This window comes from Peptostreptococcus sp. D1 (assembly GCF_900112955.1).
In the GTDB taxonomy this organism is placed as follows: domain Bacteria; phylum Bacillota; class Clostridia; order Peptostreptococcales; family Peptostreptococcaceae; genus Peptostreptococcus.
Genome location: NZ_FONP01000001.1, coordinates 275,086 through 289,196 on the forward strand (window position 1 = coordinate 275,086; position 14,111 = coordinate 289,196).

14 protein-coding genes are annotated in these 14,111 nt (G+C 30.7%); 3 read left to right on the top strand and 11 right to left on the bottom strand.

Going from position 1 to position 14,111, the window contains the following annotated elements; genetic code table 11:
- Positions 1 to 127: 127 nt before the first annotated feature.
- From cas5 to BM120_RS01295, 8 genes are all read right to left on the bottom strand, one after another.
- Positions 128 to 883, bottom strand: coding sequence for a CRISPR-associated protein Cas5 (cas5, locus tag BM120_RS01260; protein ID WP_091992676.1), 756 nt, complete (start codon positions 881 to 883; stop codon positions 128 to 130).
- Positions 870 to 1,751 (bottom strand): type I-B CRISPR-associated protein Cas7/Cst2/DevR, encoded by an 882-nt coding sequence (gene cas7i, locus BM120_RS01265; RefSeq protein WP_091992677.1) that lies wholly within the window; start codon positions 1,749 to 1,751, stop codon positions 870 to 872. The genes cas5 and cas7i overlap by 14 nt, the downstream gene beginning before the upstream one ends.
- A 2-nt stretch (positions 1,752 to 1,753) precedes the next feature.
- The gene (cas8a1, locus tag BM120_RS01270) at positions 1,754 to 3,499 is read right to left on the bottom strand and encodes a type I-B CRISPR-associated protein Cas8b1/Cst1 (RefSeq protein WP_091992678.1); all 1,746 of its coding nucleotides are present in this window, start codon (positions 3,497 to 3,499) and stop codon (positions 1,754 to 1,756) included.
- 72 nt (positions 3,500 to 3,571) lie between these two features.
- Entirely contained in the window at positions 3,572 to 4,372 is an 801-nt protein-coding gene (gene cas6 / locus BM120_RS01275) for a CRISPR-associated endoribonuclease Cas6 (protein ID WP_177187340.1), read from the bottom strand.
- A 48-nt stretch (positions 4,373 to 4,420) separates the two neighbouring features.
- Positions 4,421 to 4,774, bottom strand: coding sequence for a helix-turn-helix domain-containing protein (locus BM120_RS01280; RefSeq protein ID WP_091992680.1), 354 nt, complete (start codon positions 4,772 to 4,774; stop codon positions 4,421 to 4,423).
- 88 nt (positions 4,775 to 4,862) lie between these two features.
- Positions 4,863 to 5,858 (bottom strand): asparaginase, encoded by a 996-nt coding sequence (locus BM120_RS01285; RefSeq protein ID WP_091992681.1) that lies wholly within the window; start codon positions 5,856 to 5,858, stop codon positions 4,863 to 4,865.
- A 1-nt stretch (position 5,859) separates the two neighbouring features.
- Positions 5,860 to 6,276 carry a hypothetical protein gene (locus BM120_RS01290; RefSeq protein WP_091992682.1) on the bottom strand — a complete coding sequence of 139 codons (417 nt, stop codon included), beginning with the start codon at positions 6,274 to 6,276 and terminating at the stop codon, positions 5,860 to 5,862.
- A gap of 286 nt (positions 6,277 to 6,562) precedes the next feature.
- Positions 6,563 to 8,239 carry a formate--tetrahydrofolate ligase gene (locus BM120_RS01295; RefSeq protein ID WP_091992683.1) on the bottom strand — a complete coding sequence of 559 codons (1,677 nt, stop codon included), beginning with the start codon at positions 8,237 to 8,239 and terminating at the stop codon, positions 6,563 to 6,565.
- Between the two features lie 229 nt (positions 8,240 to 8,468).
- Between BM120_RS01295 and BM120_RS01300 the strand changes: the two genes are divergently transcribed.
- The gene (locus BM120_RS01300) at positions 8,469 to 8,957 is read left to right on the top strand and encodes a DUF2975 domain-containing protein (RefSeq protein ID WP_091992684.1); all 489 of its coding nucleotides are present in this window, start codon (positions 8,469 to 8,471) and stop codon (positions 8,955 to 8,957) included.
- A 16-nt stretch (positions 8,958 to 8,973) separates the two neighbouring features.
- Positions 8,974 to 9,195, top strand: coding sequence for a helix-turn-helix domain-containing protein (locus tag BM120_RS01305; RefSeq protein WP_091992685.1), 222 nt, complete (start codon positions 8,974 to 8,976; stop codon positions 9,193 to 9,195).
- Positions 9,196 to 9,408: 213 nt separating this feature from the next.
- Here BM120_RS01305 and BM120_RS01310 read toward each other — a convergent pair whose 3' ends face one another.
- Both BM120_RS01310 and BM120_RS01315 read right to left on the bottom strand, forming a co-directional pair.
- Positions 9,409 to 9,837 (bottom strand): flavodoxin, encoded by a 429-nt coding sequence (locus BM120_RS01310; protein WP_091992686.1) that lies wholly within the window; start codon positions 9,835 to 9,837, stop codon positions 9,409 to 9,411.
- A 14-nt stretch (positions 9,838 to 9,851) separates the two neighbouring features.
- The gene (locus BM120_RS01315; RefSeq protein ID WP_091992687.1) at positions 9,852 to 10,436 is read right to left on the bottom strand and encodes a DUF3793 family protein; all 585 of its coding nucleotides are present in this window, start codon (positions 10,434 to 10,436) and stop codon (positions 9,852 to 9,854) included.
- A 397-nt stretch (positions 10,437 to 10,833) separates the two neighbouring features.
- Here BM120_RS01315 and BM120_RS01320 point away from each other — a divergent pair, with 397 nt between their 5' ends.
- Positions 10,834 to 12,051, top strand: a complete 1,218-nt coding sequence (locus tag BM120_RS01320) for an aspartate kinase (RefSeq protein WP_091992997.1) — start codon at positions 10,834 to 10,836, stop codon at positions 12,049 to 12,051.
- Positions 12,052 to 12,148: 97 nt separating this feature from the next.
- On the opposite strand, the gene BM120_RS01325 is transcribed toward BM120_RS01320, so the two are convergent.
- Complete coding sequence (locus BM120_RS01325) at positions 12,149 to 14,032, bottom strand: C39 family peptidase (RefSeq protein WP_091992688.1); 1,884 nt, start codon at positions 14,030 to 14,032, stop codon at positions 12,149 to 12,151.
- Positions 14,033 to 14,111 lie beyond the last annotated feature (79 nt).

Genomic DNA, 14,111 nt, shown 5'->3' on the forward strand with positions numbered 1-14,111 from the left:
TTCACATAAATTTATAAAAATAATAAATAGTTGAATTACAAGCTTATTTTTTGTAATATCTAATTTTTCATAAAAATAATTAAATCATGTCAGAATTATTTCATAAGTATTGAAATAACCCAATACTTTAAGAAAGAAAAAATATATCCTCGCCATCACAAAATACAGTCATGTCTTCACTCAATGATATATGCGTTCCATAGATAACCTTAACCTTATTCCATTTTCTAAAATACTTTGGCGATCTCTTGTTTCCAAAATTTACAATTTTATAGTTTTTTGTAAGATTATACATAGTTCCCTTTGTAATATTACCAAAGCCTGTTCTTTTTCCCATTACAATATCTTCTTTTACATAGTTTTCAATTGGAATATATGTGGAATACTTATTTCTTAATTCTGTATCATTTTCTAGTATAATTTCATCAAATTCCACTATTTCTAGCTTTTCCAAAACAACTAAATCTTCTCTTCTCCCCAAACTTATATATTCTTTAGGAAACAAAAACGCGTTATATATTTCCTCAATTAGAGATTGTTCTTTAGGAACAATATGAATTATTAACTCAACATCAACCAGAAGTTCGGTATTTGAAATACCTCTTGATATACCATACTCACCAACTTGAATGCTATGCCTGCCTTTTTCGAATTTCATTGCATTTTTAAATTCATATAAAGTAAATAAATCATTTGTTTTGGAAAAATATTTTCCCTGAACACTGATATCCATTTCTTTGTACTCAGTGTAGCTACACAAGTTGTGCACCATTCCAATTATTGTTGAATATGGTGGAAGAGGATACGTTTCTTTTAGTTGAAAACTATTTGCCTTTTTGTAATTTGCTGTTTCTTGTCTTAAAAAAAGTTTAATTGCTCTCATAATATTCCTTCACCCTCTTCTTCAAACTATCAAAGAAATCAGGAACACTTGTAGCATTCAATTCAGAAATTATTTCCTCACTATTATCAAATTTGCCTTTATAAACTCCAACCATCGTATCGGCTTTAATTTGACTAAATAATCCCTCTTTTATCTGTTTCACATCCAAAGAATTATCCTTTACCTCAACGATATTGTGGAAAAACGGATTCTTTATATCGTAAATTCCTCCAATTATGAATAATGGTTTCAAATCTTCTCGCCTTCCCCTGATATCTCTATATAACATAGATATTGTATCCAATAGTTTTTGAACTCTTCTTGATTTTTCTTCAAAATTCAAATCAATAATGTTTGAACTATCCGAGTCATCATACCCAATCTCATCCAAATCGATTGTAACTGTATACTTGTAAAGTGAATGATGAATTTCAGATTGAGCAATATTCATGTTCGCATTAATTCTATCAGCAAGCCCTTTGTTAGTTAGAAAATCCAAGTCACCTTTATATGTTTCCAATGAGATTGCATTTGAAAGTCTTACTTTTGCAGAACGCTTTAATCCGTTACTATCTTTTTGAGTTTTCAAATATCCAAAGAAATCTAGTTCGGGAAAGTCTTTTATCGTGCATTCTTTACTATACTGAATTACTCCTTTTTCTGCACTCCCCTCTGAAATCACGCTCGCCAACGGTTCTCTTAGCTGTTCGACAATATTGTATGATAGTGCTTGTCTAGAAATGTAAGTATATTGTTCGCCCTTTCCTCTTGACATCTTTTTTAAAGACGCTATATTTCCAACAGATTCACCATAATTTGCACTTTCAGCTTCAAACACAATTGTCATAGTTATTCCTTTTATTTTCATGATTATTCCTCCCAACTCAATTTATTATTATCTTTTTCTTCATTTTTTTCGAAATTTGCACCATTGAAGCCCAGTATAAACGCATAACCAATTGTCTTGAATTCTTCCTCAGTCGACAAACATTCGATAAATTTTTTTGGAATCTCTTTATCTATATACATATAACATCTAATAAGTAAATCCATAAAAGCATTTACGTTTGAAGTCTTTAGAGCATTTAGCATACTATAAGATATACCGTCAATTTTTTTAACTGCCCCTTTTGAATCATACCCCATTCTTACATGCCATCCATAATTTCTTATTATAGAAATATCACTATTATTCAATTCTGACATAAGTCCAACCCCTTTCAAATAATTTAAATTTACACGTAGCATGCATTCTAAACTTGTTAAACTGAAGAAACAACTTCGTTTATTTGAAATATAATAGTGCATCAATCTATTTATCAATGAAAATAGATTCTGATTGTTTAATAATTTCTTTAAAACCTCCTCATAAAGATAATAGTACTTTTTATTTTCAACAAAATAACCATTTTTTATATAGTTAAGTTGAGTTCTAGATTCATAGATAACATTTAATATATTTTCACTTAAAATACTAAATACATATTTGTCATTTTCAAAAAACACAACTTGTACATCTGATAATTCATATTTTATAATTTGATTATTTCTTTCATATATTATTGCCTCTACCACACCCTTATAGGTCATACTTTTTTTGTTATTATTAAAACCTTCTAGCACATTATTTTTCAGCTTTGAATTCACGTGTGTCAATGCTTTAATATTTAAATTACTGTTTATAAAAACGCCCTTATCAAAACCATATACAAATCCTGCAGGCATACAAGCATATACCAATTTACAAACATCACAAATAGCAATGTCATTTTGGAAATTCCAAATATGTGAGGACTTCCTAGCAACATCAAAACCAGTATTAGTCAAAAAACTCAGATTATTATTCATATCTTTTATTCTTGAATCACATAAAAAACAATTATATTTATATTTCACTTTATCAGTTTTCATATATTCGATTGCAGGAAAAACAAAATAATTGTCAAACTCTTTAAGTATATTTTTTTCTTTAACTTGTGCATTCAACACGCTTACTTTATCCCAATTTCTTTTTATCAATGTATAAATTACATTCTTTCCACCAATATATTTTCTATACATAGGTCCTTCCAATGAGCTAATTACTTTTATCAGCTTATTGCAAATATTTTTTATTTCTGAAATAGAAGGTTTGTTTTTTTTACTAATTTTTATTGACTTTATTTCAATGATTTCCTTAACTAAAACATCGGAATTAGGTATTAATTCTAATGCAGCTTTATAACTAGCACTCTTAATATAATAGTGAAGACAGTTCTTTATATATTTATTGATTTTTTCAACAGCTTCTACTATCTTTTCATCAGAAAAATCCTCGTATTCAATACTTATTATTCTTTCAGCATCAACCTTAAACCCTACTATCTTACCATAACTGATTTGATTAATATATGTGTCTATCAAATAATCGAAATAATCATTGGCAAAATTTTCAAGATATTCTATTGGGAAGCATATTTCAAAATTAGAATTAACATTTTCCTTATTTTCGCCTTTTACATAATTACTTGTAAATTCAACAATATCTTTACCTGAATGCTTCAGTATGTTGTACATTCCAACTATCCCTGCGTTATATTGCCAATCGCCGAGTGTTATTTTAATAATATCTTCCAATCAATATTCCCCCTTTCATCAGTTTTTATTTAAATTTTAATAATAGTTTTACCTAACAAATTATTTATTTAACTATTTCACCATTCTTACCATTCCGAATCCACTTGCATTCAAACTACTCAATGTGCCTGAATAATAAAGATATTTTAAAATATATTCTTTGGCATGCACTTTTAAAACGCATAGATTTGACGGTATATTGATATTATGATGCCTCACTGTAACCATTCTATTATTCAGAATTTTAATATCTATATTGTCCAAATCATATTTTGACTTTTCGCCAAACTTTTTCAATAATCTATGTTTTATATTTTTCTCAAAAACTTGTTTACCTTTTACTGTGTCTAAATTGTGAAAATAATTATTTTCGTTATCATTATTGTAATGTTCTCTAACAACAATCGGACTCACAGCCTTGAAAATTACTTCGCCTGATAGGAAAACTTCTTCTTTTTCAAGAAAAATTTTTCTTGCTATAAAATCAGTTCCTTTGTATGAGTATAACTTGTTTATTGATTCTGTAAATATGTTAAAAAAATGGATACTCTGAACCAAATCATAACATGAGAAAAAAACTTTGATGTAATCGTTTGGTACCGTAATCGTATCTCTATTAAACTTAACATTTTGGCCAAGGTATATAGAGTAGGTAAACTCTTTATCCTTTGGTCCAGATTTGTAAAGCAGATTATACATTTCTTTATCATATTTTTCAATGCAGTTTTTCAGCCATGAAGCAAACATTTTCCCTTTATCTTTAGGAATTTCATGGCTAATTAACTCAAACTCAATTGTTATTCTCAAAATACCACCTCTTTCCTTAGAAACAATATTACTTATACAAACTCTCATTTCATTATTTAGTTTCATGATAGCATACGTAAAATAATCTTTCAACATAAAGATGGAAAAATTTTATCACGTGTATAATGTACTATAAGGGAAAAAGTAGAATACGTGATAATTGATACGTACTCGCCCTACATTTTTCTTACAAAGAAAGTATTTTTCCCATCCTACTTTATCATCGACATCATAATATTTAAGCTCACTTGTATCAGTAGAAATCTTTTTTGCCAATACATATACATCTTCATTTTTCCTTGAACGAATTAAGCCATCATCACCGAGTGTCTTATAAATAGCTGCCCAATTTAATATTACCCTCTTATTTGTAATACCATATTTTCTTGCTAAATAGCGTGGACTTTTATTTCCTGATAAGTATTCAGACACTATTTTTTTCCTACTTTCAAAAGAATATTTTGCCATGAAAAAACCGACCTCCCAATCGTTAGATTTTTAAGTCTAACTTCTGGGGGTCGGTTCAACCTTTAATAATACTGAATTAGCTGTTTTTTTAATATACTATATCGTGTGAAATCGATTTATAAAACATTTTCTCTACTTCTGAGAAAACCTTTGTTTTCGCTGTTATCCACATCAATTTACACACTGTTGACTCCAGTGTCATATTAAAGTTTTCAAGCAAATTAATGCTTCCCTTTATCTCATTTCCGACTTGATACACCTCAATATTACTTCCCTCATGAGGAACAGAGGTTGTAAATACAATTATTTTTCCCTGCTGAGTTAATTTTTGTATTGTCTTAGAAAGCAACCTTTCATCATCATAGGTTGGCAATCCTCCTACACCAAAGCCTTCCACCACAATCACATCAGAAATTTCTCCAACGAATTCAAACACTTTATTACTTATACCTGGAATCAATTTTATAATATTTACATTTAAGTTTAATTCATCATAAAATTTCACAGGCTGATTTATTTCTTCATTTATGTAGTAAATGACTTTCTCATTAAAAATTATTGCGACAATTGGATAGTCAATACTATCAAAAGCGTTGTAGCTATGTGTTCTCGTTTTTCTGGCTCTAGTTCCTACAATTACCTTTGAATCAAAAACTATATGAACACCAGAGGATTTTTCATCACATACAAAGATAAATGAATCATACAAATTTTTTCTCGCATCTGTATCCTGTAGATATATTGACTTCTGAGATCCTGTCAAAACTATGGGCTTTGCTGAATTTTGTATCAAATACGACAATGCCGAGCCGGTGTATGCCAATGTGTCTGTTCCATGAGTTATTACAAATCCATCGTACCTTTCATAGCTTTCCCTTATACAATTTGCTATTTTTATCCATCCTTCGGGACTCATATTGCTACTATCTATGTTCATTAATTGTATTGTTGAAATTTTGCAAAGCTTCTCAATTTGGGGAACAAATTCAATAATTTCTTCGCTAGTAATACTAGGAACTAGTCCTACATCGGTCGGCTTAGAAGCAATTGTGCCACCAGTGGCAATCAAAAGAATATTTTTCATTCTATTTCTCTCCTCCACGCTTTATTAATTTTACACCTATTATCAATACCAGTGCAAATATTATTAGATATGTCAGTTTTATACTCATCAGACCTACCTTGAACATAGGTCTATTATATGCAATCGTTCCAACAAGAACTACTAATATTATCACCATTCTATAGAACTGATGTTTTCTATTTTCTTCTTCAACTGACTGACTTTGCTTTGAGTTTCTCATCTTGTGCAAAATAATCAGAAATCCGATTATAGATGCTAATAGCGTCATTATATCCCCATTTGTAATATAGGTATTCCATAACACAAAATCTCTATTTATTATTTTTATTATCGCTTCCACTCCGCCTTTCAGCAATAATAGATAACCTATTAGCGATATTATCGACAGAATAGTATTTTTCATCATTAATTTATTCATAGCTCCTCCAAAAATTTTTTCTGTAAATAATTATACAACATTTTTATGAAAAACAAAATTTATATTCATAAAAAAATATTATATATGTACATATTATTTTTATTTTTTCTCTGGATATTTTTGTTATCTTCATTTTATGATATATTTTTGGTATTTTAAAAACGAAAAACATCGGTCTTGAAAAATTCTTATTGAAATCTATTCAAATTGAATCTATCAATACCGATGTATTTTTTATATTTATTAAAATTTTTTTGTACAATATTCTGGTAACCACACACAATTTTTAGAACAAACCTGAAATAATTCCATTCTCATCAACATCTATTCTCTCTGCAGCTGGAAGCTTTGGTAATCCAGGCATCTTCATAATAGCTCCAGTCAATACTACTATAAATCCAGCACCCGCAGAAACAGTCATATCTCTGACCATTATTCTAAATCCAGTTGGTCTACCAAGCTTTGTCTGGTCATCGGAAAGTGAGTATTGCGTTTTTGCAATACATATTGGAAGATTGCCAAAGCCTAGACTTTCTAATTCCTTCATTTGCTTAAGTGCATCTGCTGTAAAATCCACACCATCTGCCCCATATATTTTCGTTGCTATTGCATCCAGCTTTTCTTTAATAGTTTGATTTTCATCATAGCAGTACTCAAAATTATTTTCGTTACTTTCAATAAGCTTTATTACCTCTTTTGCAACTTCAATTCCACCATCTCCACCTTTTGCCCAAACTTCTGATAATGCGACATTTACTCCAAGCTCATTACATTTTTTTTCAACCAATTCTAGCTCTGCCACTGTATCAAGAGGGAATCTATTGATTGCAACTACTGCTGGTAGCTTATATACTTTTGTGATATTTTCAATATGCTTTAGCAGATTTGGTAATCCCTTTTCTAGAGCGCCTAAGTTTTCTTCGTTGAGATCTTCCTTTGCTACACCTCCATTGTATTTTAAGGCTCTTACAGTCGCAACAATTATTACAGCATCCGGTCTTATACCTGCTTTTCTACACTTGATATCCAAGAATTTTTCTGCTCCAAGATCAGCTCCAAATCCGGCTTCAGTAACAACATAGTCACTCATATGCATTGCCATCTTTGTCGCAATAATCGAATTACAACCATGTGCTATATTAGCAAAAGGTCCTCCATGAATAATTGCCGGTGTTCCTTCAAGAGTTTGAACTAGATTTGGTTTTAAAGCATCTTTTAATATTGCCGCCATCGCCCCATTTGCATTTAATTCTCTCGCAGTCACTGGCTTTCCATCATAAGAGTAACCTACAACTATATTACCAAGATTCTCCTTTAATTCAGAAATATTGTTAGAAAGACAAAATGTAGCCATAACTTCTGAAGCCACAGTGATATCAAAACCGTCTTCTCTCGTAACACCATCGACCTTCTTTCCTAGACCATCCACAATATTTCTTAGTTGCCTATCGTTCATATCAACACATCTTCTCCAAACCACACGTTTTGGATTAATATTAAGCTTGTTTCCTTGATAGATATGATTATCAATCATTGCCGCCAACAGATTATTTGCAGCTCCAATTGCGTGCATATCTCCTGTAAAATGAAGGTTGATATCTTCCATTGGAATAACCTGAGCATATCCGCCTCCAGCTGCTCCGCCTTTTATTCCAAATACAGGTCCCATTGAAGGCTCTCTAAGAGCAGCGATAACGTTTTTACCTAGCTTAGAAAGAGCATCCGCTACACCAATAGAAGTAGTGGTTTTACCCTCACCAGCAGGCGTTGGATTTATCGCCGTAGTTAAAATCAATTTACCATTTTTACTTTTTGTTCTCTGAAGAACATTATAATCTATCTTCGCTTTGTATTTTCCGTATAGTTCAATATCGTCTTCTGACAGTTCTATTTTCTTTGCTATATCTCTTATATCCTGTGGCTTTGCCTCTTGAGCAATTTCAATATCAGACTTAAAATTCATTACACATTCCTCCATCCATACATAATATATTAACAATATTTCAAGCACAAATAATTCGTATAAAGACGAACTATATTTTATTTTTCGTATTTATAGTATATATTATTTTTTTTTATTAGTCAATATATAGTTTAAATTATTTATTGTTTTTCGATATTTTATTATTGTTTTTCGATATTAATTATGTTATAATTAGTTCAATAACAAATATATTGAGAGGAGAATTGATATGAACAATCTTTTTAAAAAAATCACGAGCTTTTTTATTCATGCACTATTTTTAATATATATTGGGGGCTTTATATTCTACATTATCAATTTTATATTCGGAGATAATGCTATTTCAACATCTAATATAAATAATATTTCAAAGATATTATTTACAACAGTTACCTTGATTTTACTAATCATTACTCAATATCATGTAATAAAAATATACCATAGTAGTAAACATTCTCCATTTTCATTAGAAAATGCAAATAGAATTTTCACTATTTCGTATTCTTTTCTAGCAATAACAATTTTACGTGTTTTAGTAGAATCCTTAAATCCAAATAACACTCAAGGTGCAATAACTCTATTTGATATAGGTTTTTTTAGAATTGTATTTACATTTGAAACAACAGTATTTACGATGGCTACCCTTGTATTACTTATAATTTCCGATATATACAAAAAATCAGTTCTAATAAAGCAGGAATATGATCTGACTATATAAAATAAAGGAGATATAAATGAGCATAAAAGTAAATTTAGATTTAATAATGATAAAAGAAGGAATATCTTCAAAAGAATTAGCCAAGAAGATCTCTATTACAAATGCAAATTTGTCTATACTAAAAACTGGCAAAGCAAAAGCAATAAGATTTTCGACTTTGAACGATATATGCAAAGCTCTCAATTGCCAACCTGGTGATATACTGGAATACATTGATGATGACATAGATGAAGTATAATTGCCAAATTATTTCTAAAAAAATATAGTGCTATCTCAAAAAAACTAAATTGCCGTAGGTTTTATTTACGGTAATTTTTTGCATAAAATTGTAATGTAAGCGACAAAACAAACAAAAAGGCATACCCTACATTCATTTTCATATATAGAGAATGTGGGTATACCTTCTATTTGGAACTCTTATAAGTCAGCCCCATTTTTATCTTATATATATTTAATACTGTGCGAACTTGCTACCAAATTCTTCGCATTTTTTTATCGCAGCGTCATCTGGAGTTTCATTAACTATTAATCCTTCATCATCAAACAAGTCGGCACCAGCATCATTAACTCTGTCCTGCCAATTTCTCATCCATTCGCCATCACCCCATCCATATGAGCCAAATAAAGCAACCTTCTTTCCTGAAATCGATTTTTCTGCTTCTTCAAAAAACGGCTCAAATTCTGCTTCCTCAAGAACTTCCATTCCCATTGAAGGGCAACCAAACATAAGCATTTCATAATCAGATATACTTTTTGAATCACTCGAAATATTAACTAAATCAAACTCAACTCCAGCATTTCCCAAGCCTACACCTATAGCTTCTGCCATTTTTTCTGTGTTTCCTGTTCCACTCCAATAAAATACTCCAACTTTTTTCATGATTTAACCTCCACCTATGCAATCTGTAAATTATTTTTTGTTCGGATTAAAATATTTTCTATACATTCTCCACAATCAAGTCTTTTATTAATAATACTTTTCATATTATCGTATGATTTGAAGATTTGCTTAGTCTTTTCAACATTTTTGTAAACCTTCCAATATCCACAGTACTTATAGTTCTGTCCTTTATTATCGATAAAGCCCATCACGTCATTTATTGGATATCCCAAAAAAAGACCAATTTCATGAGGAAATGTGCTGTTTATCATTCTCTTCTCTAATATTGACAAATTCTCATCTAAAGTACAATCTGCCGAATATCCAAACTCAACCAGCAATCTTCCAACTTCTTTATCAAAAAAATGCTTTTCTAGCAAAGACTTCTTATAAACGAAAATCAGCATCCTATTCTCGCATTCACAAATATTTTTAAAATACAAATCATATCTATTAAATTGTGAATTATACTGCTCCAATACTATTGATATCTCAGGTATCTCTGATTTAATTATCGAAACCAAGTTAGATACTTTTTTCCCCAACAAAACAGGCGAACAATAATTAGCAAGCATCTTTTCGAATTTAGAATTTAACATAGAAAATATCACCTCCACAAAGCTATTGATTTTTAATATCAATAACTATCTAATATCATTATATTCAGTTTTTATTTTTTTGTCAACACAATTGAAAAATATTTTCAATTATTATTAAAATATATTTATTTTTTCTTATTTTTTTCTGATAATTTCCAATTTTTTTATATTTATTAAATAGTATTTTTTTAAAATATAAGTATTTACAACACATAGGAAATTTATTATAATGTTCTATAACTATTCTTTTAGCAAATATTTTTTCCAACTATTGAAAATTTTTCAATTCATGCAGTTTTTTGCATATATTTGTATTATGTTTGATTTGATCATTTTTAATATTCATGCGAAAAAATTCAGATTGAATAGATTATACTATTTTAGTGAGGTGATTTTATTGAGTATCATAGTTCAAAAATACGGTGGCAGCTCTCTAGCAGATACTGAGAAAATTATGCGAGTTGCTAACAGAATTGTTTCTACAAAAAAAGAAGGAAATCAGGTAGTTGCAATAGTATCCGCAATGGGTAAAACCACCGATAATCTAATCAAGCTGGCAAAAGAAATAAATAAAAATCCATCGAAGAGAGAAATGGATCAATTGCTGGCTACTGGAGAGCAAATTTCCATGTCCTTGCTAGCAATGGCAATTGACACTCTTGGGGAAAAAGCACTTTCTTTATCTGGTCCACAGGCTGGAATTAAAACAGATTCAACCCACAGCAAGGCCATGATTACAGAAATAGTTTCAGATAGACTTTTAAAGGAATTAAAAAATGATAATATTATAATTGTTGCTGGTTTTCAGGGTGTCACAGAAAACCATGACATTGCCACTCTTGGAAGAGGTGGCTCTGACACATCAGCAGTTTCAATCGCAGCAGCTCTGAATGCAGATTTGTGCGAAATATTTACAGATGTAGATGGTGTATATGCTTGCGATCCTAGAATTATACCAAATATAAAGAAGCTTTCAGCAGTTTCCTATGACGAAATGTTGGAATTGGCAAATTTAGGAGCTAAGGTTTTGCATTCTAGATCAGTCGAAGTTGGAAAATCACATAATGTTACAATCCACGTAAGATCAAGTTTCAATCACAATATTGGTACAGTTGTTAAAAAGGAGGTATCACCAATGGAGCATAATGGAGTAATTACTGGCATTGCCCACGATTTTAATATAGCAAAGGTAGTTGTTTTTGGAGTACCAGATAAACCTGGCGTAGCTGCAAGAATATTTAAAGAATTAGCGCTTGCAAATATAGGTATTCAGATGATTGTTCAAAGTGCTCAGACTGAAAATCAAAATGACATAGCTTTTACATGTTCTCTTGATGACGCAAGAGAAGCAAAGGCTATTTTGGAAAAAATTTCTAATGATGTTGGTGCAAGAGAGGTTGTTATTACTGAAAACTTGGCAAAGGTAAGCATTGTCGGTGCAGGTATGATGACTCATTCAAATATTGCTTCCAGAATGTTTGGAACACTTGGAAAAGCAGGTATAAATATAGATATGATAAGTACCTCTGAGATAACTATATCGGTTATTGTAGACTCTGATCAATGTGAAAAGGCAGTAAGAGAGCTAGCCAAGGAATTTGATTTGATAGACTAATAAAAACTGGCGCTGGTGGTTTTTTAATCTCAACTTTAGATGAAATCCAAAACCATCAACGCCAAATTTTTTTACGATAATTTTTTAGTGACTAAAATTAATTAATATCCTGTATAATACTTGGATCTTCTGAAGATCTACTGCTATTGCTTGTCGTTTCCTTTGACTTACCTTCTTCTTTTATCTTTGAAGATGTTGAGCTCACTCCCCAAATTTTTCTAATTTGATCCTTCAATTCATCAAATGACCAAGATTTGTTCGTGTTGACTATACTGTTCGGATCATTTATCAAGAAATCACCATTTTTGTTATATCCTTTAATAACAATAATATGACCTCTCTCTGTAAATATACCTGGATTCACACTAACTATTAAAATATGTCCGTCATCCAAAGCCTTCTTCATCTTCGCCTCGACAGGCACTATATCCTTAGATGTCAAACCGTATTTTGATAGACCTTTTTCAAATAATGACCAGCTAGTGTAATTATCATCAGATACATATCCGCTTTCCTGACTATATTTTGCTACGTCATACGGATTCACACCTGATGAGCTGTCAAAATGTCTTATCACCATTGCCAATGATGTAGGTCCGCAACCAGATAGACCTATCATTTCTTTTCCATATTGTCTATAACCCCACCTTCTATCCCATTGCAAGAATAGTGGAACTGAGCCATCAACATAATAGCTTGAGCTTATATTACTTGATAGTGCTTTGTTATTATACTTATCTTTGTCCTTATAGCTATATACATAATCAACAGTTTCAGGATTTCTAGCTAACAAATTGATAAATTCCTTAGGATAACTATCGATATTTTCAATAATATAATCTAGCCTTTCTGCTTCATTTATACTAAGCTTTGGCCTAATAGCCTCAATTTTCTTGATTTGCTCCTCTTTTGTCTCAGTAGAAGCCGTCTTCGATTTGTCTAATGTCTTTTTTGAATCAGAAGATGCTGTTGTAGTTTTCGTAGTTGTAGTGCTTTTTGAAATTTCATTCCTGTTAGAAAAAAACTTATCCAATGCAGCCGCAATAAACAAAATAATCAATAAAGCAACCAACAACACAAGTCCCATCTTTTTGAAGTTAATTCTAGGTTCGTTTTTTTTGCTATTTTTTTTATACACATCATTTCTGAAGCTAGCACCCTTAATAAGAGATTCGTTTTTAAGAGCTTTGTCTTCAATTTTTTTATCATTATCCTTTTTCGAATCATTATCTTTTTTCGAGCTTTTTAAAGCTTTTCTTGAAATTCTAGAAGTCTTACCTGACTTTTCTCCACTTTTCATTAATCTGATCAGCTCTTCAATTTCGCCTTCCCTCTTTTTTATTTCTTCCTCATAGGCTACTACATGCTCATCAACAGCATCAAATTTTTGAGTTTTTCTATCACTGTCATAATATGAGCTTCTTTCAAAATCGGAATATTCCTTATATATCTCGACATTTGATTTATCCATTGCAGCTCTTTCCCTTGCAACCTCTCTAATCTCATTTCTGTTATTCAATAGCTGCTCTACATCAGTAATATCTCCTAAAGGATTGAATTCAATTGTATTTTGATTATCCAGTTCTCCCAAATCAATGCCAGAAGCATCATCAAGTCTTGACTCTCTCTTCTCTCTTTTTAATTTTTCAATACTTTTCACCCTGTCAAAATCTGGAGTTATTTTGTTTGAAACAACCGGAGAAGATTTTCTAGTCGCAATTATTTGCTCATTCATTGAAGCTTGTCTTCTCTTCAATGTATTTTCTTTAGCTTCCTCCGGCGTTACTACTTTTATTGAAAACTTATCTTCTAGACTCTGCTCTTCCGTTGTCTCTGAGCCTGACTTGTGTATCTTTTTTAGACTATTTTCGTTGAAAACACCTTGTTTATCTACTAAATCTTGAAATATATTCGAATACTTATTTTCGGTTTTACTACCCTTAAAAGTATACTTCGTCTTCATTTTATTCTTAGATACCATGTATTTCCTCCCTTCAAATTTTATACCTTAAAATTCTATAATATATACCTTAACTAAAAATTAGTTAGTAATAGTACGA